This is a genomic window from uncultured Aquimarina sp. (assembly GCF_947492405.1).
Taxonomy (GTDB): Bacteria; Bacteroidota; Bacteroidia; order Flavobacteriales; family Flavobacteriaceae; genus Aquimarina.
Window position 1 is genome coordinate 526,859 of sequence record NZ_CANLMP010000003.1, and the last position, 22,323, is coordinate 549,181.

General features: G+C 33.4%; 13 protein-coding genes. 9 read left to right on the forward strand and 4 right to left on the reverse strand.

Annotation, left to right across the window (positions count from 1 at the left end; translation table 11 throughout):
• The first annotated feature begins 332 nt into the window (after positions 1–332).
• From Q0829_RS13780 to Q0829_RS13810, 7 genes are all read left to right on the forward strand, one after another.
• A complete protein-coding gene (locus Q0829_RS13780) occupies positions 333–4,700 on the forward strand; it encodes a carbohydrate-binding protein (protein ID WP_298543903.1) in 4,368 nt (1,455 codons plus the stop codon).
• 216 nt (positions 4,701–4,916) lie between these two features.
• On the forward strand, positions 4,917–7,187 hold the full coding sequence (locus Q0829_RS13785; RefSeq protein WP_298543905.1) for a carbohydrate-binding protein: 2,271 nt from the start codon (positions 4,917–4,919) through the stop codon (positions 7,185–7,187).
• Between the two features lie 366 nt (positions 7,188–7,553).
• The gene (locus Q0829_RS13790; protein ID WP_298543907.1) at positions 7,554–9,725 is read left to right on the forward strand and encodes a glycoside hydrolase family 9 protein; all 2,172 of its coding nucleotides are present in this window, start codon (positions 7,554–7,556) and stop codon (positions 9,723–9,725) included.
• A 419-nt stretch (positions 9,726–10,144) separates the two neighbouring features.
• Positions 10,145–11,536: an MATE family efflux transporter gene (locus Q0829_RS13795; RefSeq protein WP_298544388.1), complete on the forward strand. Its 1,392-nt coding sequence runs from the start codon at positions 10,145–10,147 to the stop codon at positions 11,534–11,536.
• Between the two features lie 142 nt (positions 11,537–11,678).
• On the forward strand, positions 11,679–12,749 hold the full coding sequence (locus Q0829_RS13800; protein ID WP_298543911.1) for an OmpA family protein: 1,071 nt from the start codon (positions 11,679–11,681) through the stop codon (positions 12,747–12,749).
• A gap of 120 nt (positions 12,750–12,869) precedes the next feature.
• On the forward strand, positions 12,870–13,097 hold the full coding sequence (locus Q0829_RS13805; RefSeq protein ID WP_298543913.1) for a hypothetical protein: 228 nt from the start codon (positions 12,870–12,872) through the stop codon (positions 13,095–13,097).
• 47 nt (positions 13,098–13,144) lie between these two features.
• Positions 13,145–13,711, forward strand: a complete 567-nt coding sequence (locus Q0829_RS13810) for a phosphatase PAP2 family protein (protein ID WP_298543916.1) — start codon at positions 13,145–13,147, stop codon at positions 13,709–13,711.
• Positions 13,712–13,732: 21 nt separating this feature from the next.
• Here Q0829_RS13810 and Q0829_RS13815 read toward each other — a convergent pair whose 3' ends face one another.
• Both Q0829_RS13815 and Q0829_RS13820 read right to left on the reverse strand, forming a co-directional pair.
• Positions 13,733–14,662: an expansin EXLX1 family cellulose-binding protein gene (locus tag Q0829_RS13815; protein ID WP_298543919.1), complete on the reverse strand. Its 930-nt coding sequence runs from the start codon at positions 14,660–14,662 to the stop codon at positions 13,733–13,735.
• 71 nt (positions 14,663–14,733) lie between these two features.
• On the reverse strand, positions 14,734–16,995 hold the full coding sequence (locus Q0829_RS13820) for a transglycosylase domain-containing protein (RefSeq protein ID WP_298543922.1): 2,262 nt from the start codon (positions 16,993–16,995) through the stop codon (positions 14,734–14,736).
• Between the two features lie 292 nt (positions 16,996–17,287).
• Between Q0829_RS13820 and Q0829_RS13825 the strand changes: the two genes are divergently transcribed.
• Together Q0829_RS13825 and Q0829_RS13830 are read left to right on the forward strand one after the other, a co-directional pair.
• Positions 17,288–17,578: a hypothetical protein gene (locus tag Q0829_RS13825; protein ID WP_366141999.1), complete on the forward strand. Its 291-nt coding sequence runs from the start codon at positions 17,288–17,290 to the stop codon at positions 17,576–17,578.
• 359 nt (positions 17,579–17,937) lie between these two features.
• Positions 17,938–20,511 carry a M4 family metallopeptidase gene (locus tag Q0829_RS13830; RefSeq protein WP_298543924.1) on the forward strand — a complete coding sequence of 858 codons (2,574 nt, stop codon included), beginning with the start codon at positions 17,938–17,940 and terminating at the stop codon, positions 20,509–20,511.
• Between the two features lie 82 nt (positions 20,512–20,593).
• On the opposite strand, the gene meaB is transcribed toward Q0829_RS13830, so the two are convergent.
• Both meaB and Q0829_RS13840 read right to left on the reverse strand, forming a co-directional pair.
• Positions 20,594–21,649, reverse strand: coding sequence for a methylmalonyl Co-A mutase-associated GTPase MeaB (gene meaB, locus Q0829_RS13835; protein WP_298543926.1), 1,056 nt, complete (start codon positions 21,647–21,649; stop codon positions 20,594–20,596).
• Between the two features lie 93 nt (positions 21,650–21,742).
• Positions 21,743–22,303, reverse strand: a complete 561-nt coding sequence (locus Q0829_RS13840; RefSeq protein WP_298543927.1) for a DUF2911 domain-containing protein — start codon at positions 22,301–22,303, stop codon at positions 21,743–21,745.
• Positions 22,304–22,323: the final 20 nt, after the last annotated feature.

A 22,323-nucleotide genomic window follows, 5' to 3' on the forward strand; every position in this document is an offset into this window, starting at 1 on the left:
AACAATGATTAACAGTAGGACGGAAGTCCATTTGACCTGATAAGATGCCAAAAGCAATTATTACTAATTGATCAAATACAAATCGAATTCTAAATATATTTTAACGAATTCTATTTCATGGAGGTCACTTAATAGTTTTGTGAAAAACGACAAGCTTATGAAATCTTAAATTCGAGAAGTTTTAAATTATTGTATACGTGTTAAAAGCTGTTAACTAGGTAGTTATTGATCTTTTTAACATAAAATTAAATATAATATAAAACGTTCTTTGAATACTTACACTAACAAAATAAATATCTTAAAACCAAACACACACACAAACAATTCAAATCATGAAACTAACTAAACTAAACGTTTTACTAGCATTCTTGTTTCTTGGGTTTTTGCTTCAAGCACAAACACCAGAAGGAGAATTAAAAAGATGGCACAAGGTCACTTTAACTTTTAACGGCCCTAATACATCAGAGACTGCGAACCCAAATCCATTTTCGGATTATAGATTAGAAGTAACATTTACACATTCAGGAAGTAATAGAAGTTATAAAGTACCGGGTTATTTTGCGGCTTGCGGAAATGCAGAAAATAATAGTTGTAATTCCGGAAACAAATGGAGAGTAAACTTTGCGCCAGATCAAACAGGAACTTGGAATTGGTCCGCATCCTTTGTGTCTGGATCTAATGTTGCTATTAATGGTGGAGGATCTAATGCCGGATTTATGAATGGTGATACCGGAACTTTTAATATTACAGAATCAGATAAATCTGGTAGAGATTTTAGAAGCAAGTATCTTGGTAGACTAAAATATGTAGGAGAACACTATTTAAGACATATCGGTACAAACCCAAATAATCCTAATGGAAATTGGTTTGTAAAAGCAGGAGCTGATTCGCCAGAAAATGCACTGAATTATGTAGATTTTGACGCTACTCCTAGCTATAACAATAATCTTAATAAAATAGGGAGCAAAACGTGGCAACCGCATCAAAGAGACTACGTGGCAAATGACGCCAGTTCATATACCTGGGATAGTGGAAAAGGAACTGAAATTTTAGGGATGTTAAACTATCTTTCTGGACAAGGAGCTAATGTAATGTCTTTCTTAACCTGGAATTCTAGTGGAGATGGAGGAGCTGTTTTTCCACATACATTAAAAGTTTCTTTACAAGAATATGGCAACACGGCCCGTAATCAACAATGGAATAAAGTAAATAAAGATCGTTTTGATGTTTCCAAAATGGCTCAATGGGAAAAAGTAATGGAATATGCCGATAAAAAAGGTATTTATTTACATTTTAAAACCATGGAGACAGAAAATGATAATCTAATGGACGGAAATGGTTTTGGTCGTCAAAGAAAGTTATATTATCGTGAATTAATCGCAAGATTTGGCCACCATTTAGCCCTTAATTGGAATCTAACAGAAGAAACAACATTAACAGATAATGTGGTAAAAGCTACAGCAACTTATATCAAAAATGTAGACCCATATGATCATAATATAGTGATTCACACATATCCAAATCAGCAAGATCAAAGATATAATCCATTGTTAGGAAATAGTTCAGACTTAACCGGTGCTTCTATACAAACTGGGAAGAATAATGTTCACAATGATGTGAGAAGATGGTTAGAAAAATCTAGAAATTCTGGTAAAAAATGGGTAGTGGCTAATGACGAACAAGGACCAGCTTCAACAGGGGTTAGAATTTCTGACAAAGAAGTAAGACATAGAATCTTGTGGGCTACACTAATGGCTGGAGGAACAGGAGTTGAATATTATAGTGGATATACAAATGACGATGGTGATATCAATGGAAATGACCACCGAAAGAGAGGTAATAAGTATAAAGAAGGTGGTTATGCACTTAATTTCTTTAATCGTTATCTCCAGTCTGATATGGTAAATATGGTAAGTTCTGATGGTGTAACTTCAGATAATAACGACTATGTATTTGCAAAATCAGGTAGTATCTATGCTGCTTATCGACCAAATGGTGGTTCCACAGGATTAAGCTTGCCTGGAGGAAATAATAAATATGATGTACAATGGTACAATCCTCGTTCTGGAGGTAATTTGTCTGCAAAACAAACTTTAGGAGGTAATTTAGTTGCGCCTGATAATAATGATTGGGTAGCTCTTATTACCAATAAAGATGGAAACAATGGTGGAGGTGATGGAAATTGCGGAACAATTTCAATGCTAGCAATTTCTGATTTCCCAACGATTGCAGTGCCAGGTTTTTCACCTGCTTATAAGGATAATACAAGAAATGCATTAGCAATTGATGCCTCTCAATACAAAGATAAATTTGCCGCTGCAGAAGCTACTTTTAACGGAGAAACTGGTACCTATGATATTAAGTTAACAACACTTACAGAAACCGATGGAGAATCTACGTATAGAGTTTCTATAGATGGTAAGGAAATAGGTGAATTCATAAACCCAGCATCTAGTACTGATTACTCACCATCAGGTACAACTTTCACGGGTATACAAATCAAAAAAGGAGATAAAATAAGAGTAGCGTTTAATTCGCATACTAATGGAAATATTCCAGAAGGTAATGGTACAGCTTACTCGAGAGGAAGATGGACGGCACTAGATTTTACCTGCACTGATGGCGGTGGAGGAGATGGCGGCGGTGATGGTGATTGCGTAGCTTTAGAGCAAAATGGAGTTGTAGCTGTAGAGGCCGAACATTTTGATAGTCAATCCAAAACAAACGATAGAGAGTGGTATGTACTAGATGGCACTGGATCAACACCAACACCAGATCCTGATCCTGATCATTCTTCTGGAGCAAGTGGTGGTGGATATTTAGAGATCTTACCAGATACCAGAGTTACACATAGTGATCCACTTGTTAATGGAGTTAGTTTTAGTAATACTCCAGGACAAGTAGCAATCATTAACTATAAAGTAAAATTTACAACTCCAGGAAAATACTTTGTATGGGTAAGAGCGCATTCTACCGGATCAGAAGATAATGGAATCCACGTAGGTATTGATGGGAATTGGCCAGCATCAGGAGCTAGAATGCAATGGTGTGCAGGTAAAAACCAATGGACTTGGGAGAGTAAACAACGTACCAATGCCAATCATTGTGGAGAAGCGCAAAAAATATATATAGATGTGCCTTCTGCAGGTATCCATACGATTTCTTTCTCTATGAGAGAAGATGGATTCGAAATGGATAAATTCGTGTTATCTAAAAGTTATACAAAACCAACAGGAAATGGTCCTGATGAGGTATTAGTAGATTGCGGAGATGAAAACAAACCTCCTCAAGTATCGATAACTTCTCCTGTAAATGGAGCTAGTTATGAAATTGGTCAAACTATTCCTTTAGTAGCGAACGCATCAGATACTGACGGTACCATTACTAAAGTTGAATTTTTCATCAATAACAACTTGACTGCTACAGAGCAAGTAATACCTTATGAAACTTCTACTACAATTACTAATCCTGGAGATTATACCATAACTGCTAAAGCAACTGATAATGATGGGGCTGTTACTACGTCTCAATCTATAAATATAACTGTTGAAGATGATTCGGTTCCACCTACAGATGCCATTGATATACCAGGATCTTTTGAAGCAGAAAATTTTGAGATAAAATCTGGTAGCGTACGTATAGAAAATACTCCTGGAACTACTTCCGACAAGAACTTAGGATTTATTAGGAATGGAGATTTCGTTGATTATACAGTAAATGTGGAGTCTAGCAGTGAATATACATTTGATATCTATGCTTCGAGTAAAGGTACAGGAGGAAAAGTAGATATCGTTGAATCCGGAACTGTTGTTGGTTCTATAGATATTCCCGTAACGGGACAATGGCATAGTTATAAGAAATACTCTGCTACTGTTTCTTTATCCTCAGGAGAGAAAATACTTAGATTATCATTTAATGGAGGATCTGGATATCTGTATAATATTGATAAAATTGTTACGACAAAGATTCAACCTGTAGAACAAACGGTTACTTTATCTCCAATACATGATGCATTTTTACAGGGATCATCCCGAAATAACTCTGATATGATCCGTGTAGAACTAAATAAAAGAACAGGATACCTTATGTTTGATCTGTCTTCTATCAATGGAACTATTACAAAGGCTGATCTTAAGTTTACAGTATATTCTGATGCAGGGAACGGAAACATAAGTGTTAATAAGGGTAACAGTAATAATTGGACAGAGACGAATCTCTCTAACTCCAATAAACCAGTAAAAGGTGTTCAATTAGGAACGTTAAATGCTAATTTCCCAGTTGGAAGTACTAAGACGATACCATTAAAGACAGCCCAGATTTCAGGGAATAAACTTTCATTAATTATAGATGCGCTTTCAGGTAATGATTTTGCATTTGCATCTAAGGAAAACGGATCGGTTACTCAAGCGCAATTAGTGATTACTTATGACACCAATAGAAGTGATAATATTGATGATTCTAATGAGATTACTTTTTATCCAAATCCTGTAGTCGATGTAATTAATATTTCTGGAGAAACTGCAGGGAAGACTATCAAAATTTATAATACTATTGGGGTTCTTGTAAAACAAGTGGTACTAGAAGAAAGTCAAAATACGATCGATATGAGCGATGTGTCATCAGGAATCTATATCATTAATATTTTAGAAGCTGGTAAAACGAATAAGGTTCTTTCTGCTAAGAAAGTATTGAAACGTTAAGTAAACCCTTTAATCATTATCAAATCGATGATAAAGTTTTAGGGATAGAAGAGTAAAGTAATAAACGATGGATAATGATATCGTTTGCTATTAACTTTGGAGATAATAACACAATCCGAAAATGATTAATGATCATTTCTAGAATTGTGTTATTATTTCTCTTCTTAAAACTTTTTAGATTTTATTCGAATTGATAAAACAAATATGTTCTTAATCATGAAAAATAATATAAATCCATTATTAACCTTGTTGTTATGTTTTGTAACGATAAGTGTTTTTGCACAACCAACTCCTCCCGCTGGAAAAAAGTGGGAAAAGATAGATGTGATGTCTGATGAATTTAATGGGGTCTCTCTTAATACTACTAAATGGGCAATAAATAGTCCACAATGGGAAGGTAGACGACCTGCCAGATTTGAAACATCTTCTGTGTCAGTTTCGGATGGAAATTTAAAAATTTCAGCTTCAAAAAAAACAAATCCTTTTAGTGGATGGACACATAATGGTGGTCTTGTAAGATCTAATACCAGAAACCTATATGGATACTATGAGACGCGTATGAAAGCTAATAAAACTTTTATGTCTTCTACATTTTGGCTAATTAATAAGAGAAATGAATTTACTGGATGTGATTTTAGAACCACAGAATTAGATATCACAGAAACTGTGGGGGTTAATTCTAACGGGGCAAGCTGGGTAAATAACACTATTAGAAATATGAACTCTAATACACATAGCAGAGGGACTAATTGTAATAGCACACCAGTAGGTCAACAAGGAAACAAAGCTCCGCTTGGAGAAGAATCTTGGAAGAATTATCATACCTATGGAGTCTGGTGGAAAAGTAAAAGTGAAATTTTATTCTATTTAGATGGTAAATTTGTTGGGCAAATAAAACCACCAGCAGATTTTAATCTTCCTATGTACTTGCGAATGGTGGTAGAGACATATGATTGGAACCCACCAAAAGATGGTCAGGACGGAATAAATAATTCTCTTAATGATCGTACCACATACTACGATTGGGTTCGTTCATATAAATTAGTTGACGATAATACTCCAAATAATCCACCAACGGTTAAACTAACAGCGCCATCAAATGGTACTACTTATCAAGTTGGTCAAAATGTTTCATTAACTGCTGATGCATCGGATACGGATGGTAGTATTTCCAAAGTAGAATTTTTTGTGAATAATAATTTGGTTGCTACTGAACAAGTTTTACCATATGCAAGTGCTACTACTATTACTAATCCAGGAAACTATACAATTGTTGCAAAGGCTACAGATAATAATGGTGCAGTTACGACATCACAATCAGTAAATATTACTATTAAGGATGATTCAGTTCCGCCAGTGGATATTATTAGTATTCCCGGATCTTTTGAAGCAGAAAATTTCGAGTCAAAATCTGGAAGTGTGCGTATCGAAAATACTCCAGGAACAAACTCAGCTAAGAATTTAGGATATATTAAGAATGGGGATTTTACAGAGTATACTGCAAACGTCGATACAACTAGTGAATATACCTTGGATGTATATGCTTCTAGTCAAGGAACAGGAGGTAAAGTAGATATCCTGGAATCAGGTTCTGTTGTAGGTTCAATAAACATTCCGGTTACAGGACAATGGCATAGTTATAAGAAATATTCTACTACAGTTTCTCTATCTTCAGGAGAGAAAATACTTAGGTTATCTTTTAAAGGAGGATCTGGTTATTTATATAATATTGATAAGGTGGTAACAACAAAAATCCAACCCGTAGAACAGACGATTGTATTATCTCCAATCCATGACGCGTATCTACAAGGGTCAACTAGATATAACTCTGATATGTTACGAATTGAAAAAAATAAGCGTTCAGGATATTTAATGTTTGACCTTTCTTCAATTAATGGGGTTGTAACAAAAGCTGATCTTAAATTTACAGTGTATTCTGATGCTGGAAATGGTAATGTTACTGTCCATAAAGGAAATAATAATAATTGGACAGAAACTAATTTATCAAACTCTAATAAACCGGGAAAAGGAACTCAATTAGGAACGTTAAACTCTAATTTTCTAATAGGTAGTACTAAAACAATACCGTTGAAAACAGCACAGATTTCAGGAAATAAACTTTCATTAATTATTGATGCACTTTCGGGGAATGACTTTGCATTTGCATCCAAAGAAAACGGATCTGTTGCTAAACCCACCTTGATTATTACGTATACCACTAATAGAAATAATGTAAGTAATACTAATGATATTAGGTTGTATCCTAATCCGGTCATAAATACAATTAGTTTCTCTGGAAATGATATCACAGGTAAAATAGTTAAGATATTTAATGTTACAGGAGTATTAATGAAGAAAGCTACCTTAGGAGATGGTAAAAATACTATAGATATAAGTGATTTGTCATCTGGATATTATATTGTCAATGTTTTAGAAGCAGAAAAAACCAATAAAATAATCACTTCTAAAAAAGTGATTAAACAATAATTCAACCACAAACTCAACTGTGGGAAAGGGCTGTCTGAATGTAGACAGCCTTTTCTTTGTATTTGATAAATAAATGAGCATTCCAATTATATTTTGATTCGAAGATGAAAGAAAACATTTGATCTTTTGCTTTTACATACTAAATAAACGTAGCGTAGATATAATTAGGATACGCTTACTGCATAAACCTAATAGTTAATTGTAGGAATTTGTTTGAAGAAAAAGTAGGATATTCTTATAACTATCTTAACAATTAGGCATTAAGTAAAAACGCTACAATAATCAATTTATCCCTGTCGTTTGAAGGCTATTATACCAACAAAAAAATATTAAACTAACAAATTGTAAACACAAATCACTTTTGAAATGAAAAAAAATCAACAAAACTTATTTTTATTATTTTTCACATTATGCTTTGGGCAGTACATTATTGCACAACACAATTACGGAGAAGCTTTACAAAAATCAATCTTATTTTATGAGGCGCAACAATCGGGAGAGCTTCCAGATTGGAATAGAATTAGCTGGCGAAGCGATGCTGGTGTAAATGATGGTCAAGACGTAGGGCTAGATTTAACCGGAGGATGGTTTGACGCAGGAGATCATATCAAATTTGGTTTTCCAATGGCGTTTTCTGTAACTGCATTAAACTGGGGTTTTCTAGAATACAAAGATGGTTATGATGCTGTGAATCAAACGGAACATTTTAAACGAAACATTAAATGGGTAACCGATTATTTTATTAAATGTCACCCTACTAAGTTCGAATTTTATGCTCAAGTTTCTAAAAAAGGACAAGATCATAGCTTTTGGATGCCAGCAGAAATGATAGATGTTCATCCTCAATATGGACAAAGAGAGTCTTTCAAATTAGACACGAGTCATCCGGGAACAGAAGTGGTTTGTGAAACAGCAGCTGCATTAGCATCTGCTAGTATTATTTTTAAAGATAGTGATCCTGCCTATAGTGCTACCTTATTACAACACGCTAAAGATCTATATGAATTTGGCGAAACTTATAAAGGGAAATATACAGAAGAAGGAGGAATCCCCGCTGTAGGAACGTATTCTTCAGGTGGATTTGAAGATGAATTATCTTGGGGAGCATTATGGTTATATAAGGCAACAGGTGATAATACATATCTCCAAAAAGCAGAAACAAATTATTCTGAACCAGATTATTTATGGAGTTTTGTTTGGGATGATAAACGATATGGCAATATGGTTTTATTAGCTCAAATTACAGGAAAACAAAACTATATAGATAACGTAGAAAGACATCTGCAATTTTGGGTTGATAATGGAAACGGAGTGACATATTCTCCAGGTGGTCAAGCGCACCTAACCGAATGGGGATCATTACGTCATTCTATGAATGCGGCTTTAACAGCCTTGATTTATAGTGATAACGTCAATTCTCCTAATAAGCAAGTATACCATGACTTCGCAGTAGATCAAATTAAATATGCATTGGGAGATAATCCTAATAATAGAAGTTTGGTTACTGGTTTTGGAGTAAATCCACCAACAAAACCACATCATAGAGGACAACATTCTAGTTGGACAAGAAGTGAGAGTATTCCAGAAGAGTCCAGACATACCTTATGGGGAGCTCTTATGGGTGGACCAGGAAGCCCCGACGATGTTTTTGTCGAAAATCGGTCTGATTTTCAAGCAAACGAAGTGGCTTGTGATTACAATGCCTGTTATCAAGGAGTATTAGCAAGAATGGTAATGGAATTTGGAGGAACAGAGTTAAACAATTTTCCGCAAGAAGAAACTGCTGGGGTTGAGTTCTTAAATGAAACAAAGATCAATAGTGAGTCCGGAAGGTTTACCGAATTAGCAATCTGGTTGAACAATAGATCGGCTTGGCCAGCAAGAATACCTGGTAGTCTTACAGCTCGTTATTTTATTGATATTACAGAAGGAGTAGATGCAGGATACGCTTCTGATGATTATGAAATTACAGCTAGAGGTAATGGAAGTGCTACAGGAGGATTACAACCTTGGAATCCAGAGAATAATATTTATTATGTAGAAGTAGCTATTGATCAAAATAATATGCCTTTTCCTGGAGGGCAAGGAGAGCATAGGAAAGAGATTCAAGTAAGAGTTTCTGTTCCGAATAATGCTCAGGAAAATGCTTGGGATCCTTTTAATGATTTTTCTTACGAAGGCTTAAGTAGTACTCTTATTGAATCAGAAAAAGTTCCTATTTATGTAGATGGAGTATTAGTTTGGGGAATTGAACCTTCAGCTTCGTTATCTGTAGATGAATTCAATAAATCCGGGCTTGTAGTATACCCAAATCCATCAAAAGATATATTAAATCTATCTGGTAAAACTTCAGTATTACAAAATGGAAAAATTGTAGTCTCCGGAATTCTCGGTAATACAATTTATAGTAGATCGTTAACAAATACTATTTCCGGTGAGGTTTCTATTAATACATCTGATTTTGCACCGGGGGTCTATTTTCTTACTATAACTACAGAAGGAGGTAAGCGTTTGACTTCTAGATTTATAAAAAAATAATAAAGATCTAGTACCAAATAATCAACAAAAACGTATAATAAGAATTAAAGCTGAACGATAATATCATCGTTCAGCTTTTTTAATTTTAATGATATTTCCGTCCCCATTTTTAACATAAAAATTATATGTTATATAGATTCGATATTCCATATTAAATTGTGAAACGAATTCTTTTTGATTAAGCGCGTATTCTAGTTTTAAGTCTTCAAATAATAACTTTAAATTATGAGTAGGCTAGTTAGCGAACTATTTTAGCGTTTTGATAGATAAGATTTAGTAAAACTAACTAAATTATAACAAACTCAATAATAGAAAAGGCTGTTCATATAATGGACAGCCTTTTCCTTTGCTATAAAGTTGAGTTAATGATTGGATATTCCAAAAAGGAATCTCCTTATCTTTGGCAGCGCCAAAAAGAAATAATGTTACAACAGTACACAAAAGAATTTAGCTATAATCTAAGATTAGCAGCACCTGTTATGCTGGGAATGTTAGGACATACTTTTGTGGGATTAATTGATAATATTATGGTTGGGCAGTTAGGTACCGCAGAATTAGCAGCAGTATCTTTAGGAAATAGCTTTATGTTTATTGCAATGTCTTTAGGGATTGGATTTTCTACAGCAATTACTCCTCTTGTAGCAGAAGCAGATGGAGAGGATAATTTTAATAAAGGTAAATCAGCATTTAAACACGGATTGTTTTTATGTACTACACTCGGAGTAGTTTTGTTTCTTGGAGTATTAATTGCAAAACCATTGATGTACTTAATGAAACAGCCTGTTGAGGTTGTAGAGTTGGCAATTCCTTATTTGGATTTGGTTGCAGTTTCTTTAATTCCTTTAATAATTTTTCAGGCTTTTAAACAGTTTTCAGATGGATTATCTATGACAAGATATCCAATGTATGCGACTTTGGTAGCTAATATTGTAAATGTAGTTTTAAATTATTTATTGATTTTCGGAAAATTCGGTTTTCCTGAGATGGGTATTGTTGGTGCCGCAGTCGGGACATTAGTGTCTAGGTTAGTTATGGTATTATTTTTATGGATTTTTCTTAAATACAAAGAAAAGTCAAAAGCGTACGTTACCCACATTAAATTCTTCGTTCTTCAGAGTAGTATGCTAAAAAAAATAATAACATTAGGTTTTCCGTCGGCATTACAGATGTTTTTTGAAGTTGCTATTTTTACTTCAGCCATTTGGATTTCAGGAATTTTAGGTAAAAATCCACAAGCAGCTAATCAGATCGCGTTAAATCTATCAGCAATGACATTTATGGTGGCTATGGGATTAAGTGTGGCAGCAATGGTACGTGTGGGAAATCAAAAAGGATTGTTGCAGTATAAAGAATTAAGAAGAATTGCATTTTCAATTTTTTTACTGACGTTTTTTATCGAAATCGTATTTGCCTTATGTTTTATTATTTTTAATAACATATTACCTGAGATTTATCTAGACGTTAAAGATGTGGAGAATTTTGCGGACAATACAGAGGTAATCGGTATTGCAGCTAAACTTTTAATAATTGCTGCTTTGTTTCAGATATCGGATGGTATACAAGTGGTCGTTCTTGGCGCGCTTAGAGGTTTGCAGGATGTGAAAATACCTACTGTAATCACTTTTTTTGCATATTGGATTATAGGTTTTCCAATAAGTTATTATTTAGGTTTACATACAGAATACAAGAGTTCTGGTATCTGGATAGGCTTATTGGCAGGATTAACGACATCAGCAATATTGCTATATATTAGATTTAATTATTTGAGTAAAGATTTAGTGCTGAAAAAAGGTAATGTAACTTCCTTGTAATAATCTTTTTTAATAGCTACAATATAGAGAGTTTTACTCCGTTTCTTTTTTTGGACTAGTTTTTGTTACTTGTCAAACTATATTTCATATTAAGAAATATTTAACTATATTTCGAATATAACTAAAACCGAAAAGAAAAGAGATGAATAGCCCAAAATCTAACCTTTACCTTTTACTTATTGTAATTTTTGCCATAGGCCTTAGCAACAAAGCCTTATCACAGAATTTAATTCCAAATCCAAGTTTTGAAAACACAAATGCAGCAGTCAAAAAACTAAAACATGAAATGCGGAATTTTGGAGTTATAGCTAATTGGAAAGCATTGACTAATTCTCCAGATGCACATCATCCAGGAGTGAGTGAAGTAAAGTTCGATCATAAAGCTCCAGATTTTTTAAAACAATTTGGTTCTCAAGAACCAAGAACAGGAGAATCAAAAGTAGGATTATATGTGACTGGTAATAATACAAAAGAATCCATTGTAGCCAAACTGGTTAATCCTTTAAAGGCTGGAAAATACTATTATTTTCATATGTATGTCTCTCTAGGAGAAGGAAGAGTAAGTAATTCTTGTACTTCTTCAATTGGATCTTATTTTACAGCTAGAGTTCCTAGATTTACCGAAACATCTAAATATAAATTGCATATAGAATCATCAGAGATGATTTGTGATACCAAAGAATGGACTAAGGTTTGTGGTGTTTATAGAGCCAAAGGAACAGAGAAGTATATTTCGCTTGGTTATTTTTCGGATAATCCGAATGGAAAATCCTTAAAAGGAGGACCATTTAGCGATGCATATTATTATATAGATGATGTAGAATTAAGAGAAATGCAAGATGTGCAAGGTGTAGCTGTAGATAATATTTGTAATATGGCTTTAGACTTTTCTGATATTGAGTATTTGATAGGTGAAAGTGAAGTGTATGAAGAAATTAAAGCTGCATTAGATTCCTATTTACAATACCTTAAAGTATTCAAATTTGATAGTATCAAAATAGTCGGACATGCTAATGATTCTGAAATTGAGTTTGAAAATGAAATTCTTTCATCTGCAAGAGCAGGTTTTGTCAGAGAATATTTGGTAGAAAATGGAATAGATGAGACCTTAATTGAGCATGTTGGAGTAAGTAATACAGAACCGAAAGAAGGAGAAGGAATAGATAATACGGAGTTAGGATCTAACGCTAGAGTTCAGATTATTATAGAATAAACAGTAATAAATAAGATATATGTAAGATAGAGGTAAATTTTAATTTAAAATTTACCTCTATCTGTTTTTGCTACTTTGAATGTAAACTTCGTAGCTTTGCTTAACATAATTTTTTAGCATATGAGTTTTCCAAAATTCTTATTAGGTGATAATACAGATTATCCAGACGCCATTTTTGTAATACATACCGAATTCCCCAGATTTATTATAAATCTACAGAACGATGAAGTAGAGTGGTTGGAAGAATTCGATAAAAGTGACGAAAAAGAATTAGAAAGCGAAGCCGAGAACTTATTTCAAGAAGCAAATGATTTTTATGATCGTGAGATAGAACGTTATGAAGAGTAATGATAATTTACTGTTTTTAAATTGATATGGTAATTACTTAATAGTGTATGGAAGAATTAATACAATTAGATAAGGAACTGTTTTTATATCTTAATAATTTGGGTTCCCCTTTCTGGGATGGTTTTTGGTTATTCATGACCGAGAAACTATACCAAATTCCATTGTATGTTTTACTTTTATATTTTTTCTATAAATATTTCGGAATTAAAGGAACTATTATCACTCTTGTTATTGTGGCTGCTTTAATAGCTGCATCAGATCAGTTATCAAACTTATTTAAAAACGTACTATTTATGAGGCCTAGACCTTGTAGAGCAGAAGGTGTTGGAGAGTTTACTCGATTTATTGCCGAAAGATGTGGGCGACATGGATATTTTTCTGCGCATGCCGCAAGCTCGATGGCATTGGCGTTTTTTACAGGATTAGCTTTACAAAAAAGATTGAAATATATCTTTCCATTTATGGTAGTTTGGTCAATTGTTGTTAGTTATAGTAGAATTTATGTTGGTGTTCACTATCCTGGAGATATTATTACTGGTATGGCTATTGGTATCCTTTTAGGAGTAGGAGCATACAGACTACATACTTTTTTGGTTAAAAAATATGTAACTTAAAATTGTTAACTGTCCTTTTCATTATCGTTTAACTATTTTCATAGTCTTTTTCTCTTCTAATAAAAGATAATATATGCCATTACTATAAGATGATATGTCTATTTCTTTTCCAAAGCCTTGATCTAATGTTTTTCCAGAACTGTTTACTAATTTCCATTTACGAGCGTTTTCTGTGAGATGTATAATACTTGATGTAGGATTGGGATATAGCATTATTTCTCCAGAGGTATTCAATTCTGGTATAGAAAGTATTTGATTGCATTCTTCTGGAGTAGAGAATTGAAGTCCGGTATCAAAATCTTCGTTTAGGTTCAGTACGATGTTTTCAAAGATCAGCTCTTCTCCCAAAATTGAAGTTATCCTTAGATTCATTGGTGATGGAATTCCAGAAGTTTCTATAAAAAAATTATATAACTCTCTATTCGTATTTTTCCATGTGTTGTCGGGTAATTGATACTCCATTTTAGAGATTGCGTGATTGATATCTCTAAATTGGATAGCTGTCCAGAATTCACTGGAACCTTCTTTAAAATTAATTTTGATAGTTTCGCCATTAAGCATTGTTTCGCAGGGTACAAACTTCCAGGATATTGGTACTCTGCCGTCAATAACTTCAGCAATCATAGCAAAGGCATCCATTGTCATATCTACATCACCAGAAGCACACTCCGGACAGCGATCTACTACATTTAGAATAACACTTCCTTTTATTCCGGTTACTTCGATACAAGATCCACAAGCATTGCTGCTGTCATAATCAATATTGTTTAAAGCACAATGCATATAATCTCCTGTGGCCACAGGTAAAGAACAATTACCAAAAACACCTCCTGCTACACCATCATAAAATGTACCCTCACCAGTATGTATATCATTATTGCACTCCTGAGCAGAAGTTTTTATAATAGACACAACTAATAAAAAACAATAAATGTAGATATATGATTTCATTTTTATTTGGTTAGATTTCATTAACATTCATAATAGCTTACCTAGTGTATCCTTAACTTATTTTTTAGGTTTCACCTATTTTTGAATTTCTTCTTTCTCTTCTTTTTACTAAAAAGCCTTTTCAGGAAATTATCACGTTTTTCTGGTTGACAATCCAGATCTTCTAAAACGTTATTTGATGTTTTTTCGAAACTACTTTTAGTAATAGTATCAAAATCCGGGTTTTCATTCATCTTTTGATAAAGCTTACCAAAAATAGGTAAGGCGGAGTTAGCACCTTGTCCTTGGGCTGTTGTTTTAAATCCAATAGCATAATTGTCATTACCAACCCAGGTTACCGTAACAAGTTTTGGCGTAATTCCCACAAACCAACCGTCTTTATTATCCTGAGTAGTGCCGGTTTTTCCTGCGATATCATTTTTAAGACCATAGGTGGTTCTTAATCTAGTTGCTGTACCTTTATCGACTGTGGATTTCATCATTTCTAATATCACTTGTCTTGTATAATCACTAAAAGCCGGTTCTTCTGATATCTCTGGTTCAAACGAAGCTATGATATTACCCTGTTTATCTTCTATTCTAGTAATATAAAATGGTCGAACTCCTTTAGAATTGTTCGCATAACTGGCATAAGCTCCAGCCAATTCTTTTATTTTAATCCCGGCAGTTCCTAGTGCTATTGATGGTTGATCAGGAAGCTCTTCAGTGATCCCCATTTTCTTAATCTGATCAAAAACTTTTGGAATACCTACTTCACCTATTACTTTTACGGCAATTGTATTTACAGAATTACTTAAAGCCGTTTCTAAGTTGTAGTTTAGATAAGGGTCTTTTTCTTCGGATGCGTTTTTTGGTGTCCAATCTTTTAGGTTGGTATAGGTCACTTCTTTTAATGGAAAATAAGTACATGGTTTCATACCATTTTCTATCGCTGCGGTATATACAAATGGTTTAAAAGTGGAGCCTACTTGTCTTTTACTCTGGGATACGTGATCATATTTAAAATACCTATAATCAATACCTCCCAAATATGCTCTGACTGCTCCGTTAGACGGATCAATAGCGATCATCCCTGAGTTTAGAAACTTTAGATAATGTTGTAAACTATCTCTGGTAGAAACCTTTTTAGTGATGTTTCCTTGCCAATCGAATAGTTCCATCTCTCGTTTTATTGAAAAAGAATCTGTAATCTGTTTTTGGCTAAGACCTTGTTCTTTATATTTTTGGTAAATCGGTAATTGTTTCAATGCATTATCGATCAAATTTGTATTTATTTTCCAGGGAGCTTTTTTACCATATTCTTTTTCGTATGTTTTTTGCAAACTTTGTAAATGCTCTTTCATTACTTCTTCTGCTAATGATTGCATTTTATAATCCAGGGTAGTATGGATGATTAATCCATCTTTGTAGATGTCATATACACTGCTATCGGCTTTTTTATATTTTTTTAAGATCTCATTAAGTTCTTTTTTTACTTCTTCTCTAAAGTAAGGAGCCAACCCAAGATCATGATTAAAATATTGATAATCCAAAACAATGTTTTGGTTCATTATTCGGTCAGAAACATCTTGAGTAATGTATTCATATTTTGTCATTTGTTGCAAAACAACATCTCTTCTTAACTGGCTACGCTCTGGAAAAAGTCTTGGATTGTAGCTATGATTGGCCTTTAAACTACCAATTAATGTACAGGCTTCTGATAAGGTAAGTTCTTTAGTAGATTTATTAAAAAACTTTTGTGAAGCACTCTCTATTCCATATGTGTTGTCAGGAAATGGGACCGTGTTGAAGTATTGAGTAAGAACTTCTTCTTTACTATATATATCTTCAATACGTTTGGCTATAATAGATTCTTTGAGTTTGTTAACGACAATGCTAAAAGCTCCATAATCTTTTCTTCCAAAAATGTTTTTTACTAACTGAAGTGTAATTGTACTTCCACCTCCAGAAGATTTATCCCTAAATAAAATTGTTTTAAAAAATACTCTAAGCAAACTTACATTATCTACACCATCATGCTCATAAAATCGAACATCTTCAGTAGCAATCAAGGCATCGATTAGATGTTTAGGAAGATCCTCATAAACAATAGGTTGTCTGTCATAGACAAAATATTTACCAATCAGACGGTTATCTTTATCTAGTACTTGAGTAGCTTCAGCCTGTTTTAGAGAACTTAATTCATTCTTGCTTGGGATTTTCCCCCAAAAACCAAAATAAATACTTCCATAAAAAATAATAAAGACTAAAAAAAAGCTTCCTAAGACAATTAATGGCCACTTAATCCATCTTTTTTGTAATAATTGATGCATCATAGTTATATGACTACTCATAACGTAAAAAACAGCTTATTATTGAGTAGATAACTATGATATGATTTTAGAATTTACTTTTAACTTTTATCTTCTTGGAGTATAAGGCAAACGCCTACTTTTTTTGAAGTTTATTTATTAAAAATTTGATTTTTTTATTTTAAATTGTAGTAGTTAATAATGTATCGTAATATCAAAGAAAATTATTTGAAGCATACCAAGGAAAAAGCTTCAAAGTGTATTGTGTAAAATAACATATAATAAAATCTTTTTTACTATTTATTAGTGAAGTAACCAACTAAATCTGCGCACTATGAAAAGAGTAATTGTTGACTACAAAAAATTGAACAAAGATATTTTGAATCTTTTAGTAGAAAAATTTCCTGATGGCTACTCAGACCGGGATATTATTTATTTTAAAAATCATCATAATGACAGTATTGAAGCGGTAGAGGTAAAAACCGACGATACTATTTATTTGGTAAAAATAAGCGAGCGCCTTGCTGGTGTGATGCAAGATTATGACGATAATACATCGGATACAGATATTCCTGTTACCGTGACAAATGAGCAGGTAGCAGAAAGTACGGATCTTGATGACTGATAGCTTTTTTTGGTATAAATTAACCATTGATTGTCAGAGGAAACTTCATAATCTCGTAAAATTAATTCTCGAATTTCATGTAGCCCGGTATTTTTAAGTTTATTGCCGTAAGAATACTTCTAGAGATAAACTTACTTATACTAGTGGATAAGGATATATTGTTTTTTTTAAATTGGGTTTTTCCTGAAATCTTCAACTTTTTTTGGATACAATAGATATAAAAAAGAAAAGAGAAATCATTGAGTAAAACGAAAATAAATAAAACTACTTTTAGGGTTTATTTATTTTCACTTGTTTATTAATAATATGTTAATAGACTTTTCTTATATAATATCTAACTCAACAATAATAAGCAAACTATGAAATTAAAAATTACTGTAAAAACTATTTTGTCAATGGTCTTGGTATTGAGTTCTGCATTAATAAATGCGCAGAATACTCAAAAATCAATTGCAAAATTACAGCAGGAAACTAACGCTGTCTTAACAATCAATAAAAATTCTGGATTAGCAGAATTTGTAAAGTTTCCTGCAGAAAAAACCATGAAAGTAAAAGGGGCAACTCTTGAGCAGAAGACAATAAATTTTTTGAAAGAGTTCAAATCTCTTTATAATATTGAATCTATTGAACATTCATTGGTTATAGAAAAAACTAAAAAAGATAATTATGGTTTAGATCATGTTATCTTAAAACAACAATATAATGGGGTTCCAGTTTATGGAGGAGAACTAAGATTTCATTTTGACTCAAACAAAAATATTACTTCAATAAATGGAAAAGTTGTACCAACTATTAAATTGAATACAACTCCGGCTTTGAGTGAATCAGAATCAAATTCTATTGCACTTTCTGCGATAGGAAGTCAAGGATTAAATAAATCAGGAGCCGAATTAAAAGTAAATAAAAATACACTTTGTATCTATCAAAAAGATTTGATCAAAGGAGGTGCTGGACCACTTTCTCTGGTATATCATATAGAAGTAAGAAATGATAATGATGTTAGGGAGTATGTTTTTATAAATGCACAGACAGGTGAAATAGTAGAACAAATAACCGGAATAGCACATGCTCTTGATAGAGTGTTGTATGAAGAAAACACAAGCAATCTCGTTTGGCAAGAGGGAGACGCTTTTCCAGGTACATTAGATCAGTGGCAAGAAACTGAATTAGCAGCAGCAGAGCATACCTATAATTTTTTCAAAAACGCTTTTGGATATCTTTCTTATGATGGACAAGATGCGCAGATGATAACTATTAATAATAATCCGAATATAAGTTGCCCCAATGCAAATTGGAATGGCGTATCGGCTAATTATTGCACAGGTACTGCAGCTGATGATGTAGTCGCACACGAGTGGGGACACGCTTATACCGAATATACCAGTAATTTAATCTATGCATATGAATCAGGTGCTATTAATGAATCATTTTCTGATATCTGGGGAGAGACTGTTGATTTGTTAAATGATTATCGAGACGAAGGAGAAGATGTTTCACTTCGTACAGGTTGTGATACCTCATTAAGATGGATGATGGGCGAAGATGCTTCTGCTTTTGGGGGCGCTATTAGAGATATGTGGAATCCTAATTGTGAAGGAGATCCAGGAAAAGTAATAGATTTTAATTATCTGTGTGGTACTGCTGATAGTGGAGGTGTTCATATTAATTCTGGGATCCCTAATCATATGTATGCATTACTGGTTGATGGAGGAACATTTAATGGACAAACTATTAATGCTATTGGATTAACAAAAGCTGCCCATATATTTTGGAGAGCTCAAAGTAATTATTTAACACTTATAAGTAATTTTGAAAACTTGGCTGATGCAATTGAAGCTTCTGCTACGGATCTTATAGGTATTGATCTAGAAGGTCTTTCTACCACGACTCCAATTGGGGTTTCTGGAGAAATTATTACTGCGGCAGATGTGTTGGAAGTAGAGAAAGCAGTATTGGCAGTAGAACTAAGAACGCCAAATAACTGTGGTTATGAACCATTATTATCTAATTCGGGGATTAGCCTTTGTGATAATGCATTAACGAATGCTATCTTTTTTGAAGATTGGGAATCAGGAACTGCTGGATGGATAATGGAGCAACTTCCTGAAAACGCTAGCGATTGGGAACCAAGAGACTGGGTTTTAGAATCTTCTCTTCCAAACGGACGCGAAGGACAAGGTATATTTGGTTCGGACCCTATTAATGGTGATTGTAGAATCAACTTTCAAAACGGTATTATACGTCTACAGAGTCCAGTTATAAACATTCCGGTAGTTCCTGAAGGAGGTATTTTTGAGTTGGCATTTAACCATTTAGTAGCTACAGAAGCTACATGGGATGGCGGTAATATTAAGTATAGTTTAGATGGAGGAGCTTGGACCCTAATACCGCTAACAGCATTTAGTGAAAGTCCTTATAATAATACATTAAAAACAACTGCAGAAGGAAATGATAATCCACTTCAGGGTGAAAGTGCTTTTACTGGTGCAGATGAAGGTTCGAATACGGGAAGCTGGGGAAGAAGTTTGATTGATTTATCCTCTATTGGAGTAAACGATAATTCTACTATTCAATTTCGATTCGAAATGGGAACTGATGGTTGTAATGGATTGTTTGGTTGGTATATTGATGAAATTACACTATTTAATTGTGCTCAAACTACATTATCAGTTGCAGATAATGAGTTTATATCTAAAAATATAAGCGTATATCCAGTTCCTTCGGATGGGATTGTTAATTTAAGAAAACTAACAAATATCAATTTAATAAAAGCTGAGATATATGACATTAATGGTAGAATGTTAAAGGCAATTGATCTTTCAGATATTACTATCGAAAAGGCAATTGATATTTCTGATTTAACAAGAGGAGTTTATTTTATGTCTATTACAACAGAAAGTGTTGACGGAGTAATTAGAATTGTAAAAGAATAAAGTATATAATCAATTATAAGTAATAGTTTAAACACGGCATTATAAATTAAGTTATGATGCCGTTTTACTTTTCTTACAAAACTTATTTATTAAGTGATAATAAATATCTAGCAGCTGCAAACGGTGTAATTTTATGTTGTTGTACAGCTTCGATTTGATTTAATAAAGCTTTTTGGATCGTAGGTTGATTATAAAAAGAGCTTTTTAGCTGTTCTTCTATAGTTTGCAATAGCCAAAATTTATTTTGTTGGATTCTATTTTTTTCAAAGTAACCATTGTTAGAAGAAACTTCTAGATATCGTAAAATTAACTCCCAAACTTCTTCTATACCGGTATGTTTAAGTGCACTGCACATAAGTACTTCTGGTGACCAGCTACTTTCTGCCAAAGGATATAAATGTAATGCTTTTCTAAATTGATTTTTAGCTTCTCGAGCGCGTTTTAGGTTATCTCCATCAGCTTTATTAATAACGATCGCATCAGCCATTTCTATAATACCTCTTTTTATTCCTTGCAATTCATCACCCGCTCCAGCTAATTTTAATAAAAGAAAGAAATCAACCATTCCGTGCACAGCAGTTTCACTTTGACCAACCCCAACTGTTTCAATAATAATCACATCATATCCTGCAGCTTCACAGAGAATAATGGACTCACGAGTTTTTTGAGCTACACCTCCCAAAGAACTTCCCGAAGGTGAAGGTCTGATAAAAGCTTCAGGGGATCTTACTAATGATTCCATTCTGGTTTTATCCCCTAAGATACTACCTCTAGAAATGGTGCTACTAGGATCTACTGCTAATACGGCTACCTTTTTACCTTTTTCTATAAGTAAATTGCCTAAAGCTTCGATAAAAGTGCTTTTGCCTACACCTGGAACCCCAGTAATTCCTATTCTTATAGAGTTATTTGAGTGAGGTAAACATTTTTCTATAAGCTCTTGCGCTTTTTTACGATGTTTTTCCTGAGTACTTTCTACTAGAGTGATTCCTTTACTTAAAGATGTGGTGCTTTTGGAAACAATCCCTTGGAATATATCGGGTATGGAAACCTCTTTCTGTTGTAATTTTTTAAATCGATCAATAGCATCCTGATTAGTTCCAGAAGGTATTTTAGAAGATTGATCCTGATGTTCCATATCATTTTTATTCACAATGTATCTTTACAACAAATTTATAAATTCATTTGAGTAAACTTGTTATTATTTCAGGTATTACAAAGAGAAAAAGATCTATTTTAATTTTATGGGAACTGCAATTGCAGTTTGATCCCATGCCAGATACATAATCGTAAAATCATTGGCTTCCTGAAAATAAATAGAAAATTGTTCGACAACATTGAGTAATCGCTGAACCGGAACCTCTATAGTTAAGACATCATATTCGGGCTTATGAGAAGGCTTTCCATCTGTGAAATTTACACCCCAATCATATTCACGATTATTAAAAATAACTTTCCATGAATTCTCACCCGGAATTGTCCATAAACTATATGTGCCGGCCTCCAATTCGGTGCCATCCACAAGAATGTTTTTATCAGTAGTAAAGGTTGTAGCTTCATTGGCTCCAGTTCGCCATACTTGATCAAAAGGAACTAAATCTCCAAAAATTACTCTTTCTTTTTTAAAAGGTCTATTGTAAAAAATGGTAAAATTAGCTTCTCTACTTTTATGTGTTATTGTCTGCTCAGGACTATGTTTTTTAGTATTAGATCTTAGTATAGATCTTCCTGCAACACCAATAACTACTATTCCGATAATAATGATGAGAGATCTTTTTAGAAGCTTTGACATGTCTTGAGATTTGATGATTA

Coding starts and splice junctions, on each gene's coding strand:
- Q0829_RS13785 (WP_298543905.1), top strand. CDS start 4,917: ATGAAAAATAATATAAATCCATTATTAACCTTGTTGTTATGTTTTGTA.
- Q0829_RS13815 (WP_298543919.1), bottom strand. CDS start 14,662: ATGAAATCATATATCTACATTTATTGTTTTTTATTAGTTGTGTCTATT.
- meaB (WP_298543926.1), bottom strand. CDS start 21,649: ATGGAACATCAGGATCAATCTTCTAAAATACCTTCTGGAACTAATCAG.
- Q0829_RS13820 (WP_298543922.1), bottom strand. CDS start 16,995: ATGAGTAGTCATATAACTATGATGCATCAATTATTACAAAAAAGATGG.
- Q0829_RS13825 (WP_366141999.1), top strand. CDS start 17,288: ATGAAAAGAGTAATTGTTGACTACAAAAAATTGAACAAAGATATTTTG.
- Q0829_RS13790 (WP_298543907.1), top strand. CDS start 7,554: ATGAAAAAAAATCAACAAAACTTATTTTTATTATTTTTCACATTATGC.
- Q0829_RS13780 (WP_298543903.1), top strand. CDS start 333: ATGAAACTAACTAAACTAAACGTTTTACTAGCATTCTTGTTTCTTGGG.
- Q0829_RS13840 (WP_298543927.1), bottom strand. CDS start 22,303: ATGTCAAAGCTTCTAAAAAGATCTCTCATCATTATTATCGGAATAGTA.
- Q0829_RS13805 (WP_298543913.1), top strand. CDS start 12,870: ATGAGTTTTCCAAAATTCTTATTAGGTGATAATACAGATTATCCAGAC.
- Q0829_RS13810 (WP_298543916.1), top strand. CDS start 13,145: ATGGAAGAATTAATACAATTAGATAAGGAACTGTTTTTATATCTTAAT.
- Q0829_RS13800 (WP_298543911.1), top strand. CDS start 11,679: ATGAATAGCCCAAAATCTAACCTTTACCTTTTACTTATTGTAATTTTT.
- Q0829_RS13830 (WP_298543924.1), top strand. CDS start 17,938: ATGAAATTAAAAATTACTGTAAAAACTATTTTGTCAATGGTCTTGGTA.